At 54.8% G+C, this 13,832-nt stretch carries 11 protein-coding genes; 3 read left to right on the forward strand and 8 right to left on the reverse strand.

The genetic code is table 11. The features are described 5' to 3' along the window. Positions 1-169: 169 nt before the first annotated feature. Entirely contained in the window at positions 170-532 is a 363-nt protein-coding gene (gene queD, locus SP99_RS17830; RefSeq protein WP_003862700.1) for a 6-carboxytetrahydropterin synthase QueD, read from the forward strand. A gap of 88 nt (positions 533-620) precedes the next feature. Here the strand turns inward: queD and queE are convergent, their stop codons facing one another. Genes queE through SP99_RS17845 form a run of 3 tightly spaced genes read right to left on the reverse strand, consistent with a single transcriptional unit; the run spans position 621 to position 3,613 of the window. Beyond that, entirely contained in the window at positions 621-1,292 is a 672-nt protein-coding gene (gene queE / locus SP99_RS17835; RefSeq protein ID WP_023309006.1) for a 7-carboxy-7-deazaguanine synthase QueE, read from the reverse strand. A gap of 54 nt (positions 1,293-1,346) precedes the next feature. Further along, on the reverse strand, positions 1,347-2,054 hold the full coding sequence (locus SP99_RS17840) for an N-acetylmannosamine-6-phosphate 2-epimerase (RefSeq protein WP_047959368.1): 708 nt from the start codon (positions 2,052-2,054) through the stop codon (positions 1,347-1,349). Then, positions 2,054-3,613 (reverse strand): maltose/glucose-specific PTS transporter subunit IIC, encoded by a 1,560-nt coding sequence (locus tag SP99_RS17845; protein WP_047959853.1) that lies wholly within the window; start codon positions 3,611-3,613, stop codon positions 2,054-2,056. The genes SP99_RS17840 and SP99_RS17845 overlap by 1 nt, the downstream gene beginning before the upstream one ends. A gap of 165 nt (positions 3,614-3,778) precedes the next feature. Here SP99_RS17845 and SP99_RS17850 point away from each other — a divergent pair, with 165 nt between their 5' ends. Then, the gene (locus SP99_RS17850) at positions 3,779-4,603 is read left to right on the forward strand and encodes a MurR/RpiR family transcriptional regulator (RefSeq protein WP_047959369.1); all 825 of its coding nucleotides are present in this window, start codon (positions 3,779-3,781) and stop codon (positions 4,601-4,603) included. 358 nt (positions 4,604-4,961) lie between these two features. Further along, on the forward strand, positions 4,962-6,071 hold the full coding sequence (locus SP99_RS17855; RefSeq protein ID WP_047959370.1) for an SDR family oxidoreductase: 1,110 nt from the start codon (positions 4,962-4,964) through the stop codon (positions 6,069-6,071). A 53-nt stretch (positions 6,072-6,124) separates the two neighbouring features. On the opposite strand, the gene eno is transcribed toward SP99_RS17855, so the two are convergent. The 5 genes from eno to rlmD all read right to left on the reverse strand — a co-directional run bounded on the left by eno (position 6,125) and on the right by rlmD (position 13,808). Further along, on the reverse strand, positions 6,125-7,423 hold the full coding sequence (gene eno / locus SP99_RS17860) for a phosphopyruvate hydratase (protein ID WP_025757059.1): 1,299 nt from the start codon (positions 7,421-7,423) through the stop codon (positions 6,125-6,127). Between the two features lie 82 nt (positions 7,424-7,505). Further along, positions 7,506-9,143, reverse strand: coding sequence for a glutamine hydrolyzing CTP synthase (gene pyrG / locus SP99_RS17865; protein ID WP_025757058.1), 1,638 nt, complete (start codon positions 9,141-9,143; stop codon positions 7,506-7,508). Positions 9,144-9,366: 223 nt separating this feature from the next. Further along, positions 9,367-10,158 (reverse strand): nucleoside triphosphate pyrophosphohydrolase, encoded by a 792-nt coding sequence (mazG, locus tag SP99_RS17870; protein ID WP_047959371.1) that lies wholly within the window; start codon positions 10,156-10,158, stop codon positions 9,367-9,369. 68 nt (positions 10,159-10,226) lie between these two features. Beyond that, positions 10,227-12,458, reverse strand: a complete 2,232-nt coding sequence (gene relA / locus SP99_RS17875) for a GTP diphosphokinase (protein ID WP_045286483.1) — start codon at positions 12,456-12,458, stop codon at positions 10,227-10,229. A 51-nt stretch (positions 12,459-12,509) separates the two neighbouring features. Then, on the reverse strand, positions 12,510-13,808 hold the full coding sequence (gene rlmD, locus SP99_RS17880) for a 23S rRNA (uracil(1939)-C(5))-methyltransferase RlmD (RefSeq protein ID WP_047959372.1): 1,299 nt from the start codon (positions 13,806-13,808) through the stop codon (positions 12,510-12,512). Positions 13,809-13,832: the final 24 nt, after the last annotated feature.

The raw sequence follows: 13,832 nt of genomic DNA on the forward strand, positions 1-13,832 counted from the left end.
ATCATTCTTAGCGATAAAACCGATTAAGTAACTTTTTGAAATTGTTAAATAAAAACCATATAAAACCGCTGTTAATGCAAGCTCAGGCTTCAGAGCCGTTTTAGTTAATGCGAAAAATTGTGCTTTCCGGTACTATGCGGCGGTTTTTTCCGCATTACTGAGAGCGATCATGTCCACCACACTGTTTAAAGATTTCACCTTCGAAGCTGCCCACCACCTCCCGCATGTTCCTGCAGGACACAAATGCGGCCGACTGCACGGGCATTCGTTTATGGTGCGTCTTGAGATCACCGGTGAAGTTGATCCGCATACCGGTTGGATCATGGATTTTGCCGAGCTGAAGGCTGCATTCAAACCGACTTACGATCGTCTGGATCACTACTACCTGAACGATATCCCGGGTCTTGAAAACCCGACCAGCGAAGTGCTGGCGAAATGGATTTGGGATCAGATGAAACCGCTGGTTCCGCTGCTGAGCGCGGTGATGATCAAAGAGACCTGTACGGCAGGCTGCGTGTATCGCGGCGAGTGATGCTTGCCGGGTGGCGGCTTCGCCTTACCCGACCTACAAACGCCTCGAACCGCAGGCCCGGTAAGCGCTAGCGCCACCGGGCTTTTTTTCAGGCGATATTCAGATATTTGTGCGTCTGCATCGACAGGCGCCAGTTGCGCGCAATGCAGGTTTCAATGCACAGGCGCGTCGCGTCCTCTTTCTGGCTGATAGGCTGCAGGGCGATCACCCGCTGCTTTTCGTCCGTCAGCGTCGCCAGCAGTTCATCCAGCGCTTCGATATCACGCACGCGTCCCACCGGATGCTTAATCTCATCCGCGCGCTCCAGCGCCTGAGACAGCACATCGTATCCGCCGCGCATATTCACTTTCGGCGAGACCGTCACCCAGGTGGTATGCGAGCAACGCACTTCATGGGTGCCGCTGGTTTCAATCTGGCAGCTGTAGCCGTTTTTTTCGAGCAGCTCGGTCAGTGGGGTCAGATCGTGAATGCAGGGTTCGCCGCCGGTGATCACCACGTGGCGCGCTGTCCAGCCCTGACGACCAATGATGGCCAGCAGATCTTCTGAACTGCCCGCGCCCCACTTATCGCTCTCTTTGGTTTTCGCCAGAATGCTAAACAGCGACACTTCCCGATCTGCGAGCTTATCCCACGTATGTTTGGTATCACACCAGGCACAGCCAACCGGGCATCCCTGTAAACGGATAAAGATAGCGGGAACGCCGGTAAAGTAACCCTCGCCTTGCAGGGTCTGGAACATCTCGTTAATCGGGTACTGCATAGTCATCTCAGTAAAGGGGATAAACGATAAGTATCGCAGATCCCCGCCGGATGGTCATGCTCCATCGGTGCTTTGCGCGTCAATCGCCGCCATAAACCGTTCGGTAATTTGCTGTGGACGGGTGATCGCGCCGCCGACGACAACCGTATGCGCGCCCAGCGCCAGACACCTGGCCGCACGCTCGGGCGTATCCACGTTGCCTTCAGCCACCACGGGAATCGTGACGGCCGCCAGCACCGCCTTGAGGAACGCACAGTCATTTTCCGGAAGAGCATGGCCCGCGGTGTCCGCCGTATAGCCATAAAGCGTGGTGCCGACGCAATCAAAACCTAACGCCTGCGCCGTTACGGCTTCCTCTGTTGAGGAAATATCTGCCATCATCACTACCGTGGGGTAGCGTGCGCGGATACGCGTGACCAGGGCTTCCAGCGATTCACCGCCGGGGCGTGCCCGCGCCGTCGCATCAAGCGCGATGATCTCCGGAGAGACGGTCATAAGTTCATCCACCTCTTTCATCGTCGCGGTGATAAACACCTCGCTGTCGGCATAATCCCGCTTGATGATGCCGATAACCGGCAACGACACCTGCTGCTTAATGGCCACGATATCCACTACGCTGTTGGCGCGTATGGCGGCGGCTCCGCCCTGCGCCGCTGCCAGCGCCATTCGCGACATAATAAACGGGCTATGCAGGGGTTCGTTTTCCAGCGCCTGACAGGAGACAACCAGTTTTCCCTTCAGGATATCCAGTACAGTTTTCATTACGATAAGATCTCTTCCACTTCGTTTTTGATAATCGTGACGTGCGGGCCATAGATGACCTGAACACCGTTTCCGCGCACGATAACGCCGCGCGCGCCGGTGGCTTTCAGCGCCGCGTCATTCACTTTGCTGCCGTCTTTTACCGTGACGCGAAGACGCGTGGCACAGCAGTCCACCTCTTCCAGATTGTCTTTTCCGCCTAATCCGGCAATCACCGCCGCGGCGCGATCGCTTTGCGGGAGAGTCACCTCGTCAGACATCGTCTCCTTTTCACGGCCCGGCGTGGCAAAATCAAAGCGGTTAATCAGGTAGCGGAACGTGAAGTAGTAGAGGAAGAACCACGGCACGCCGACCAGCGGAACGAACATCCAGTGGGTTTTGGCCTCCCCCTGCAAAATGCCGAACAGCACGAAGTCGATAAAACCGCCGGAGAAGGTTTGCCCGATGGTGATATGCAGCATGTGCGCCAGCATAAATGCCAGCCCGTCAAACAGCGCATGGATGACGTACAGCACCGGTGCGATAAACAGGAAGGAGAACTCGATGGGCTCGGTGATCCCGGTCAGGAACGAGGTCAACGCCGCTGAAAGTAACAGCCCGGCAACGCGTTTTTTATTCTCGGGTTTTGCCGTGTGGTACATCGCCAGACACGCTCCGAGCAGGCCAAACATCATCGTAATAAAGCGCCCGGACATGAAGCGTGACGTACCTTCATAGAACTGACGCGTCGCAGGGTCGGCCAGCTGGGCGAAGAAAATTCGCTGTGTGCCTTCAACAAGGTGACCGTTGACCATCTCACTGCCGCCGAGCGCGGTGGTCCAGAACGGCAGATAGAAGATGTGGTGCAGCCCAAACGGGCCCAGCATGCGTAGAATAAAGCCGTACAGCAGCGTCCCCAGATAACCGGTGGCATCCACCAGCCCGCCCAGACCAAAAATCAGTTTCTGAAAATGCGGCCAGACCACGGTCATTGCGGCCCCGACGAGGATCGCCGTCAGGGAGCTGATAATGGGAACAAAACGTGAGCCGCCAAAGAACCCGAGAAACTGCGGAAGCGCAATCTTATTAAATCGATGATGCAGCGCGCAGGTTACCAGGCCAATCACCACGCCGCCAAACACGCCGGTTTCCAGCGTCTGAATGCCCAGCGTCATGCCCTGTCCCACGGCTCCCGGGTTCTCGTGCGCCAGCTTGCCGGTGAGGATCAGCAGCGCGTTGATGGTGGCATTCATCACCAGAAATGCGAGTAACGCCGCCAGCCCAGCCGTACCCTTATCACTTTTGGCCAGCCCGACGGCCACCCCAACGGCAAACAGCACCGGGAGGTTCGCAAAGACGATTGAACCTGCGCTGCTCATGATGGTGAAAATCGCCTGTAGCCAGCCCACATCTAAAAATGGATAAGCCGTCAGCGTATTAGGATTCGATAGCGCGCCGCCTATTCCCAGCAGCAGACCCGCCGCAGGCAACACGGCGATGGGCAACATGAAGGATTTGCCAAAGCGCTGCGCTTTTTCAAACCATCCGCCCGAAGAAGCCCCACTGAACATTTGCATCATTTTTTCATCCCCCTTTTTATAGATGAAAATTTTTACCATATTAATATTTATTAGTGAAAATTATCATCATAAACCAGGAGCCCGATCATACTTTTTCGAAATGACTGGCATCTTTCCCCCGCTTTCCGCCACACTAGGCGCAGAGAAACGCATTAAGGACGTGGCATGTCGGATCATGAAAACCTGCTGCTGAAGCTCCGCCAGGAGGCTTCCGGGTACAGCCCAACACAACAGAAACTCGGTGAGTTTGTCCTCAGCGATCCAGCCCGGGTGCTCTACCTGACGATCACCGAGCTGGCCCGCGAAAGCCATACCAGCGAGGCCAGCGTCACGCGTCTTTGCCGCACGCTGGGCTGCAAGGGCTATAACGAATTTAAGATGGCGCTTGCGCTGGATATTCAGCAGGGCCAGCCCGCGCGTCAGGCCGGGGACGAAATTGATAACGTCGTGGAGGAATCGGTGCAGGCTTTGCAGGATACCGCCCGACTCCTCGACCGCGCGCTGCTGGAAAAGGCCGCGCTGGCGCTGCATCAGGCACAGTCCGTGCAGATTTACGGCGTTGCGGCCAGCGCCATACTCGGGGAGTATCTGCACTATAAGCTGCTGCGGCTGGGCAAACCGGCGCAGCTGTTTAGCGATATGCACCGCGCGGCCATGAATGCGACCACGCTTTCAAAAGAGACCCTGGTGGTGGCCATCTCAAGCTCCGGTTCAACGCGGGATTTGCTTCACGTGGTGAAACTGGCCCGCAAGCGCGGCGTTACGGTGCTGGCGCTCAGCAATACGCCACGTAGCCCGCTGGCATCACTGAGCGATATGCAGCTGGTAGCCGCCAAACCGGAGGGACCACTGAGCGCAGGCGCGCTCAATGCTAAGGTTGGGGTTATGCTGCTGGTTGAGCTGCTGACCACATCCATGATTGCGCTGGACAGTCATTACGGGGACGTTAGCCAGCAAACCGCCAGCGCCACGCTTCCTCTGTTACTCTGAAAACCCTTCGCAGGCTAAATAAAATAGCCTGCGGTTAATATCATCTGATTTGCGTTAAGCTCTATTTAAATGATTTATCCGGTAAATGTTTGGTGTAACAAAGTATTTTATTAATTACATTTTGAATTATGCTTAACACGCTAACAAAACCATTCAAAATACTTTAAAATCAAACAATTAAAATATAATAATTAATAAATTGAATTTTTGCCCCACCTGCAATGTCCAATATCTCCACCTGATTTCCTTTCCTTAAAATAAGCTTAAGAGGCCGTCGGTTTCGGCGTTTTATTATTTAAATGCCGTTTACTTTTGCACGCCTACAATCCGCCTCATCAATCATAATGAGACGGTATTAATGAAGATGTTAATGATTACAGGCGTGACGGGGTTTCTGGGCGGTGCAGTACTGGAAAAAGTGCTAACCGGCGATCAATCCGTGAAACTGCTTTTGCTCGCGCGAGCCGGCGATGCGCAGAGCGGGCTGGAGCGGGTGCTGGAGAACATGCGCAAGTTTAACGTTCCCGAAGATAAACTGGCCTCCCTGAGCGTGGAGAATATCCTTATTGGCGATCTCAGCCAGCCGGAAGCCTTCCTGAACGATCCGCGTCTGGATCAGGTCACACATGTCGTTAACTGTGCGGCCGTTGCCTCATTTGGAAATAACCCGCTGATCTGGAAAGTCAACGTAGAAGGTACCCTGGCGCTGGCGAGCCGCATGGAGCAGGTTTCAACGCTACAGCGTTTCCTCCACGTCGGCACGGCAATGTCATGCACGCCTGAGCAGGATTCCCTGGTCGCCGAAAGCGCTGAATTCAGAGAGAATGCTGAACACCTGGTGGAATACACCTGGTCGAAGTCAACCATCGAACAGCTGATGCGCCAGGCGTGTCCAGACCTGCCGCTGCTGATTGCCCGTCCGTCCATCGTTGTTGGCCATACCCGCCACGGCTGCACGCCATCGAGCAGCATTTTCTGGGTCTTTAGCATGGGTCTGATGCTGCAGAAGTTTATGTGCTCCATGGAAGACCGAATCGACGTTGTTCCGGTGGACTACTGCGCCGATGCGCTGTTGATGCTGCTTCACAGCAATGCTCGTCCGGGGGAAGTGGTGCATATTTCGGCGGGTGAAGAGAACAGCGTTCGCTTTGCGGATATTGATAATGCGATGGCGCAGGCGCTGGAGAAAGCCCCCGTGGGTGATAAATATGCGCAGGTCAGCTACGAAACGCTGGTCAGAATGCGCCGCGAGCTGAAGGACATTTTTGGCCCGTGCAATGAACGTCTGATGCTTAAAGCCATGCGGTTATACGGTGCGTTCGCCACGCTTAACGTTCGCTTTAGCAACGACAAGCTGCTGAGCATGGGGATGCCGAAGCCACCCCGGTTTACGGATTATATCGCCCGCTGCGTGCAAACCACCCGGGGGCTGAGCATACCGGAACAAATGGCGGTCGACTTCAAATAGACAAAAAAAATGCCAGTCATTCGACTGGCATTTTCATTTTAAGGCTTAAGCAATTATGCCTGGCCTTTGATCTCTTTACGGCCGTTGTATGGTGCTTTTTCGCCCAGCGCTTCTTCGATACGAATCAGCTGGTTGTATTTAGCAACACGGTCAGAACGGCTCATAGAACCGGTTTTGATCTGGCCTGCAGCAGTACCCACAGCCAGGTCGGCAATGGTAGCGTCTTCAGTTTCGCCAGAACGGTGGGAGATAACAGCGGTGTAGCCAGCGTCTTTCGCCATTTTGATCGCAGCCAGGGTTTCGGTCAGAGAACCGATCTGGTTGAATTTGATCAGGATGGAGTTAACGATGCCTTTCTCGATGCCTTCTTTCAGGATCTTGGTGTTGGTTACGAACAGGTCGTCACCAACCAGCTGGATTTTGTCGCCCAGTACTTTGGTCTGGTATGCGAAACCAGTCCAGTCAGACTCGTCCAGACCGTCTTCGATAGACACGATTGGGTACTGTTTGGTCAGGTCTTCCAGGAAGTGAGTGAACTCTTCGGAGGTGAACGCTTTGTTACCTTCGCCAGCCAGAACGTATTTACCGTCTTTGTAGAATTCAGATGCTGCACAGTCCATCGCCAGGGTGATGTCTTTGCCCAGCTCGTAGCCCGCTGCTTTTACCGCTTCTGCGATAACAGCCAGAGCTTCTGCGTTAGAACCCAGGTTTGGCGCATAGCCACCTTCGTCACCGACAGCGGTGTTCATGCCTTTCGCTTTCAGCACTTTCGCCAGGTTGTGGAATACTTCAGAACCCATACGAACCGCTTCTTTCAGGGATTTCGCGCCAACTGGCTGAATCATGAATTCCTGAATATCAACGTTGTTGTCTGCGTGCTCACCACCGTTGATGATGTTCATCATTGGTACAGGCATGGAGTATTTGCCTGGGGTGCCGTTCAGTTCAGCGATGTGCTCGAACAGTGGCATACCTTTCGCTGCTGCAGCCGCTTTGGCGTTCGCCAGGGAAACCGCCAGAATGGCGTTTGCACCGAAGTTAGATTTGTTTTCAGTACCGTCCAGATCGATCATGATCTTGTCGATGCCAGCCTGGTCTTTGGCATCTTTGCCAATGATTGCCTGAGCAATCGGACCGTTTACAGCGCCAACCGCTTTCAGTACGCCTTTACCCAGGAAGCGAGATTTGTCGCCATCGCGCAGTTCCAGCGCTTCGCGGGAACCGGTAGAAGCACCTGATGGAGCAGCGGCCATACCAACGAAACCACCTTCCAGGTGAACTTCGGCTTCAACGGTCGGGTTACCACGGGAGTCGATGATTTCACGACCGATGACTTTAACGATTTTGGACATTAGATTTTCCTCAGTACAAGTTAAACTAAAACTCCAGACAAACAACGCGTACCCAGGGTACGCGTTGCCGTTCTAACTTTTTTTACTTCGCCTGACGCTTCTGGTAGTCGCTGGCGGCTTTCACGAAGCCTGCAAACAGCGGATGCCCGTCGCGTGGCGTTGAAGTAAATTCCGGGTGGAACTGGCAGGCAACAAACCACGGATGATTTGGCACTTCGATGATCTCGACTAACTGATCATCCCCGGAGCGGCCCGCAACACGCAGACCCGCAGCTTCAATTTGTTTCAACAACATGTTGTTGACTTCATAGCGGTGACGATGGCGCTCGGTGATGACCGGCTCGCCATACAGCTTGCGAACCACGCTATCGTCAGTCAGCTGGCACGCCTGTGCGCCAAGACGCATGGTGCCACCCAGATCGCTCTTCTCGGTACGGACTTCGACGTTACCTTCTTCGTCACGCCATTCAGTGATAAGCGCCACCACAGGGTACTTACAGTCTGGCACAAATTCCGTAGAGTTCGCGTTTTCCATTCCCGCTACGTTGCGCGCAAATTCGATCAGCGCAACCTGCATACCCAGACAGATGCCGAGGTAAGGAATATTGTTTTCACGCGCATAGCGCGCGGTGGCGATCTTGCCTTCTACACCACGGTAGCCGAAGCCGCCAGGGATTAGGATAGCATCCAGATCTTTCAGGATTTCAACGCCACGCGTTTCAACATCCTGTGAATCAATCAGCTTGATGTTCACGGAGACACGGTTCTTCAAACCACCGTGCTTCAGCGCTTCAATCACTGACTTATAGGCATCCGGCAGCTCGATGTACTTGCCGACCATACCGATAGTCACTTCGCCTGCCGGATTGGCTTCTTCGTAAATAACCTGTTCCCATTCAGACAGATTAGCTTCCGGACAGTTCAAGCTGAATCGTTTACAAATATAATCGTCCAGGCCCTGCGATTTCAACAGGCCCGGGATTTTATAAATGGAATCGACATCTTTCATTGAAATAACGGCTTTTTCTGGCACGTTACAGAACAATGCAATTTTCGCACGTTCGTTCGCCGGAACCGCACGGTCAGAACGGCAAACCAGGATGTCTGGCTGAATACCAATGGAGAGCAGTTCTTTTACAGAGTGCTGCGTCGGCTTGGTTTTCACTTCACCTGCAGCGGCCATGTAAGGCACCAGGGTCAGGTGCATGAACAGCGCGTGTTCACGGCCAATGTCTACCGCCAGCTGACGAATCGCTTCCAGGAACGGCAGGGATTCGATGTCACCCACGGTCCCGCCGATTTCAACCAGTACTACGTCGTGGCCTTCGCCACCCGCCACAATGCGTTCTTTGATAGCGTTAGTGATGTGCGGAATAACCTGAACGGTGGCACCCAGGTAGTCACCACGGCGCTCTTTACGCAGAACGTCGGAGTAAATACGGCCCGTCGTGAAGTTGTTACGACGGGTCATTTTGGTGCGGATGAAACGCTCGTAGTGGCCAAGATCCAGATCGGTTTCAGCGCCGTCTTCAGTAACGAACACTTCCCCGTGTTGGATTGGGCTCATGGTGCCCGGATCGACGTTGATGTACGGATCCAGTTTCATCATGGTCACATTGAGGCCACGGGCTTCAAGAATGGCTGCGAGGGAGGCTGCGGCAATGCCTTTACCCAGAGAGGATACGACCCCGCCGGTCACAAAAATATAGTTCGTTGTCATGCTGAACCTGAGAAGTTAGGGTGAAACGATGGAATAACCAGGACGGGAAAGTAGTATACCCGAACACGGCGAGCGCCACAAACTTTCATTCTCCGTCTCCATTCCAAGCCATGACAAACATAAGGAGTGAGAAAATAGCCCCTTTTGGGTAAATGTTTTTGACGCAAATCAAGCGCTTGTCATTTAAAAAATCACACAAATTGCGCTTGATCGCAAAATTCCGTTAGAGATCAGATTCCTGGCGTTTTACTTCCTGCCAGACTTCTTCCATGGCTTCGAGGTCAATTCCGCTCATTTCCAGGCCCCGCGAGGCCACAATCCGCTCGACTTCGCGAAAGCGTCGTTCGAATTTTATGTTCGCTTTTTGCAGGGCGGTTTCCGCTTTTACACCCAGGTGGCGCGAAAGGTTGACGGTCGCAAACAGCAGGTCGCCCATCTCCTCTTCGAGCTTTGCTTCATCCACCACCGCCTGCTGCGCTTCGTGCATCACTTCGTCAATCTCTTCGTGCACTTTGTCCAGCACCGGGCCAAGCGAGGTCCAGTCAAAACCGACGGCGGAGCAGCGTTTTTGAATTTTATGCGCGCGCATCAGCGCGGGCAGGCTCATTGGGATGTCATCCAGCGCAGAGTGCTGGGATTTTTCTGCCCGTTCGGCGCTTTTGATTTGCTCCCAGCGGGCCAGGACTTCGCTGCTGTTCCCTGCCGTGGCGTCACCGAAAATATGGGGATGACGGCGCTCCAGCTTGTCGCTGATGGCGGCGCAGATATCGTCAAAGTTAAAGCGCCCTTCTTCCTGCGCCATTTGCGCATAGAACACCACCTGGAACAGTAGATCGCCCAGCTCGCCGCGCAGGTCGTCAAAATCTTCACGGGAAATGGCGTCCAGTACCTCGTAGGTCTCTTCAAGGGTGTACGGAGCGATGGTGGCGAAAGTCTGCTCTTTGTCCCACGGGCAGCCGTTTTCCGGGTCGCGCAGGCGTTTCATGATGCCGAGCAGGCGGTCGATTTGAGTCATAATCTGTTCCATTAAAAAACAAGCCGGGTGGCGGCAAAGCCTTACCCGGCCTACATAAGAAAGTGCAGTTAACCGCCGTGCAGACGACGCGCGTCAATCACATCCGGCACCTGGTTCAGTTTACCGAGCACGCGGCCCAGCACCTGCAGGTTGTAGATTTCGATGGTCATATCAATGGTGGCAAGCTGCTCGCGGGTATCGCTGCGGCTGGCAACACCCAGCACGTTGACCTTCTCGTTGGCAAGAATGGTGGTAATGTCGCGCAGCAGACCACTACGGTCGTTCGCGGTGACGCGAACCACCAGCGAGTAACCGGCGGAATAGCTCTCGCCCCAGACCGCTTCCACAATGCGCTCCGGTGCGTGAGACTGCAGCTCGGCAAGCTGATCGCAGTCGGAACGGTGAATCGAGATCCCGCGCCCCTGAGTGATAAAGCCGACGATATCGTCACCCGGAATAGGCTGGCAGCAGCGGGCAATGTGGTGCATCAGATTGCCCACGCCCTCGACCACCACGCGACCGTTGTCTTTGCTGCGCTGCTGCGGCGCATAGGTTTTCTGCTGCAGCTGCTTCAGCGCCGCCGCGTCCTGCTCTTCCGCGCTTGGCTTATTAAACTGCGCCTGCAGGAAGTTCACCATCTGATTCAGACGGATATCACCGCCGCCAATGGCCGCTAACAGCTCATCAAGCTCGTTGAAGTTGTAGCGCGGCAGCAGGAATTTCTCCGCCTCTTTCAGGCTTATCCCGATGTGCTCCAGCTCGTCGTCAAGGATCTGGCGACCGGCAAGGATATTCTTGTCACGATCCTGTTTACGGAACCAGGCGTGAATCTTCGAGCGCCCGCGGCTGGTGGTGACATACCCCAGGTTTGGGTTAAGCCAGTCCCGGCTCGGGTTGGGCTGCTTCTGGGTAATGATTTCAATCTGATCACCCATCTGCAGCTGATAGGTGAACGGTACGATGCGTCCGCCAATTTTGGCCCCGATGCAGCGGTGCCCCACATCGCTGTGGATGTGGTAGGCAAAATCGAGCGGCGTAGAGCCGGCCGGCAGGTCGACAACGTCCCCTTTCGGGGTAAAGACATACACCCGGTCGTCAAAGACCTGGCTGCGCACTTCGTCGAGCATCTCGCCGGAGTCGGCCATCTCTTCCTGCCACGCAATCAGCTTACGCAACCAGGCAATGCGGTCTTCGTGACCAGAACGCGCCCCGCCGGAGGTGCCTTCTTTGTACTTCCAGTGCGCGGCGACGCCCAGCTCAGCGTCTTCGTGCATCTGTTTGGTGCGGATCTGAATCTCGACCGTTTTCCCACCCGGACCAAGCACAACAGTATGGATAGACTGGTAGCCGTTCGGTTTGGGGTTGGCGACGTAGTCATCGAACTCGTCCGGCAGATGGCGGAAGTGAGTGTGCACTATCCCCAGCGCGGCGTAGCAGTCCTGCAGACGCTCCGCCACGATACGTACGGCGCGCACGTCAAACAGCTCGTCAAAGGCGAGGTGTTTCTTCTGCATTTTGCGCCAGATGCTATAGATGTGCTTAGGACGGCCGTAGACTTCGGCGCGCACGTTCTCTTCTTTCATCGCCTGGCGTAAACCGCCGACAAAATCCTCAATATAGTGCTCGCGGTCGATACGGCGCTCGTGCAGGAGTTTGGCAATGCGTTTGTATTCCGCCGGGTGCAGGTAACGGAAGCAGTAGTCTTCCAGCTCCCATTTGAGCTGACCAATCCCTAAGCGGTTCGCCAGCGGTGCATAGATGTTGGTACACTCTTTGGCCGCCAGCACGCGCTCGTCTTCAGGCGCATCCTTGACCTCGCGCAGGTGGGCAATACGCTCGGCGAGCTTGATGACCACGCAGCGGAAATCATCCACCATGGCCAGCAGCATCCGGCGGACGTTATCGACCTGTTCTGAGGAGACGGAGTCAGTATGTGCGGCTTTAAGCTGGCGGATGGCCGCCATATCGCGCACGCCGTGGATCAGCGCGACAACGGATTTTCCTACGCTGTCGCGCAGCACCTCTTCGGTGACCACGTCCGCATCGGCAAGGGGGAAGAGCAGCGCGGCCTGCAGCGTTTCGATGTCCATGTTCAACATGGACAAAATTTCAACCATCTCCACGCCGCGCCACAGCAGAAGATCGGCGTCAGGATGCCCCTGCGTGGTGCGCAGACAATAGGCCCAGGTTTCGGTTAAGCGTTCACACGACTGCTGGCTGGAAATTCCCAGACTTGCGATCCATTTTTGTGGGTCAAATTCCCCAGCTTTATTGAGATGTGCACTTCTTACCGCAACCATTGTCCTCTCCTTTAGGGACCTGGGCCTGTCGAAGTCGACAAGCCAAACTCATTATATATGCTCGAACAACACCATGGATTCCAGATGCCCAGTGTGCGGGAACATGTCCATCATTGCCAGACGCTGAATCTGGTAACCCGCGCTGACTAATGCCTCGCTATCTCGGGCAAGCGTTGCCGGGTTACAGGAAACATAGACCACACGCTTTGGCGCGAGTTTAATAATATGCTGCATTACGCCCGGCGCACCTGCACGCGCCGGGTCGAGAAGAATTTTATCAAAGCCCTGCTTAGCCCACGGCTGTTGAGTGACATCTTCCTCAAGATTTTGATGAAAGAATGTCACATTTTGCAAGCCGTTCTGTTGTGCGTTCTCCCGCCCTTTCGCCACCAGCGCCTCGACACCTTCGACGCCCACGACGCTGGCCGCGTTGCGGGCCAGCGGCAGGGTGAAGTTGCCCATTCCGCAGAACAGGTCAAGCACCCGATCGCTTTTCTGAACATCCAGCCACGCCAGCGCTTTCTCGACCATCTGCTGGTTAACGCCATCATTCACCTGAATGAAATCCCGTGGACTGAACGTTAAGCGTAGCCCGTTTGACGCATACCAGGGTGCATCACCGGTAACCTGCTCAAGTATCTCGCTTTGTGGTGCAAGGAAAAGCGCCAGGTCGTGGGAATGCGAAAAGCGTTCCAGTTTTTCGCGGTCTTTTTTCGACAACGGCGCCGTATGGCGCAGCACCATCAGCGGGCCATTGTTTGCCATAACCAGTTCAACATGCCCGAGGTGACGAACGCCGTCCAGCCCGGAGAGGCAGGTACGCACGTCCGGCAGCAATGCCTCAAGTTGGGGCACCAAAATGGGGCACTGCTTCACATCAACGATGTCGCTGGATCCGGCCTTGCGAAACCCCATCTCCAGATGCGCCGTTTTTGGCTGATAGCTCAGACTCAGGCGTGCACGGCGGCGGTAGCCCCATGGCTCACCGGCAATGACCTCGTTCACTTCATGTTTAAGCAGACGCGCCAGGGCGTTGCTTTTACTTTTTTGCTGTAATTCTGTGCTCGCATGCTGTTGCTGGCAGCCGCCACAGACGCCAAAATGCGCACAGCGAGGCTTCACACGCTCGGGGCTGTCGTTGAGACGACGCTTAACCTGCCCCCGTGCGAACTGACGTTTATCTTCCGTCAGCGTAATTTCTGCTCGTTCTGTTGGCAGTAAACCTGTTATAAACAGAGCCTTACCATTGTGACGCGCCACACCCTGGCCAAACGGATCCAGGTCCGTGGCTTCAACGGTTATGATTTGACGCGTCGTCACGCGTCGCTTTGCAGAGTAGAATTGCGCCATCGCCGGGAATTTTCTCAAATAAAC

This window comes from Enterobacter sp. BIDMC92 (assembly GCF_001030225.1).
Classification (GTDB): domain Bacteria; phylum Pseudomonadota; class Gammaproteobacteria; order Enterobacterales; family Enterobacteriaceae; genus Enterobacter; species Enterobacter sichuanensis.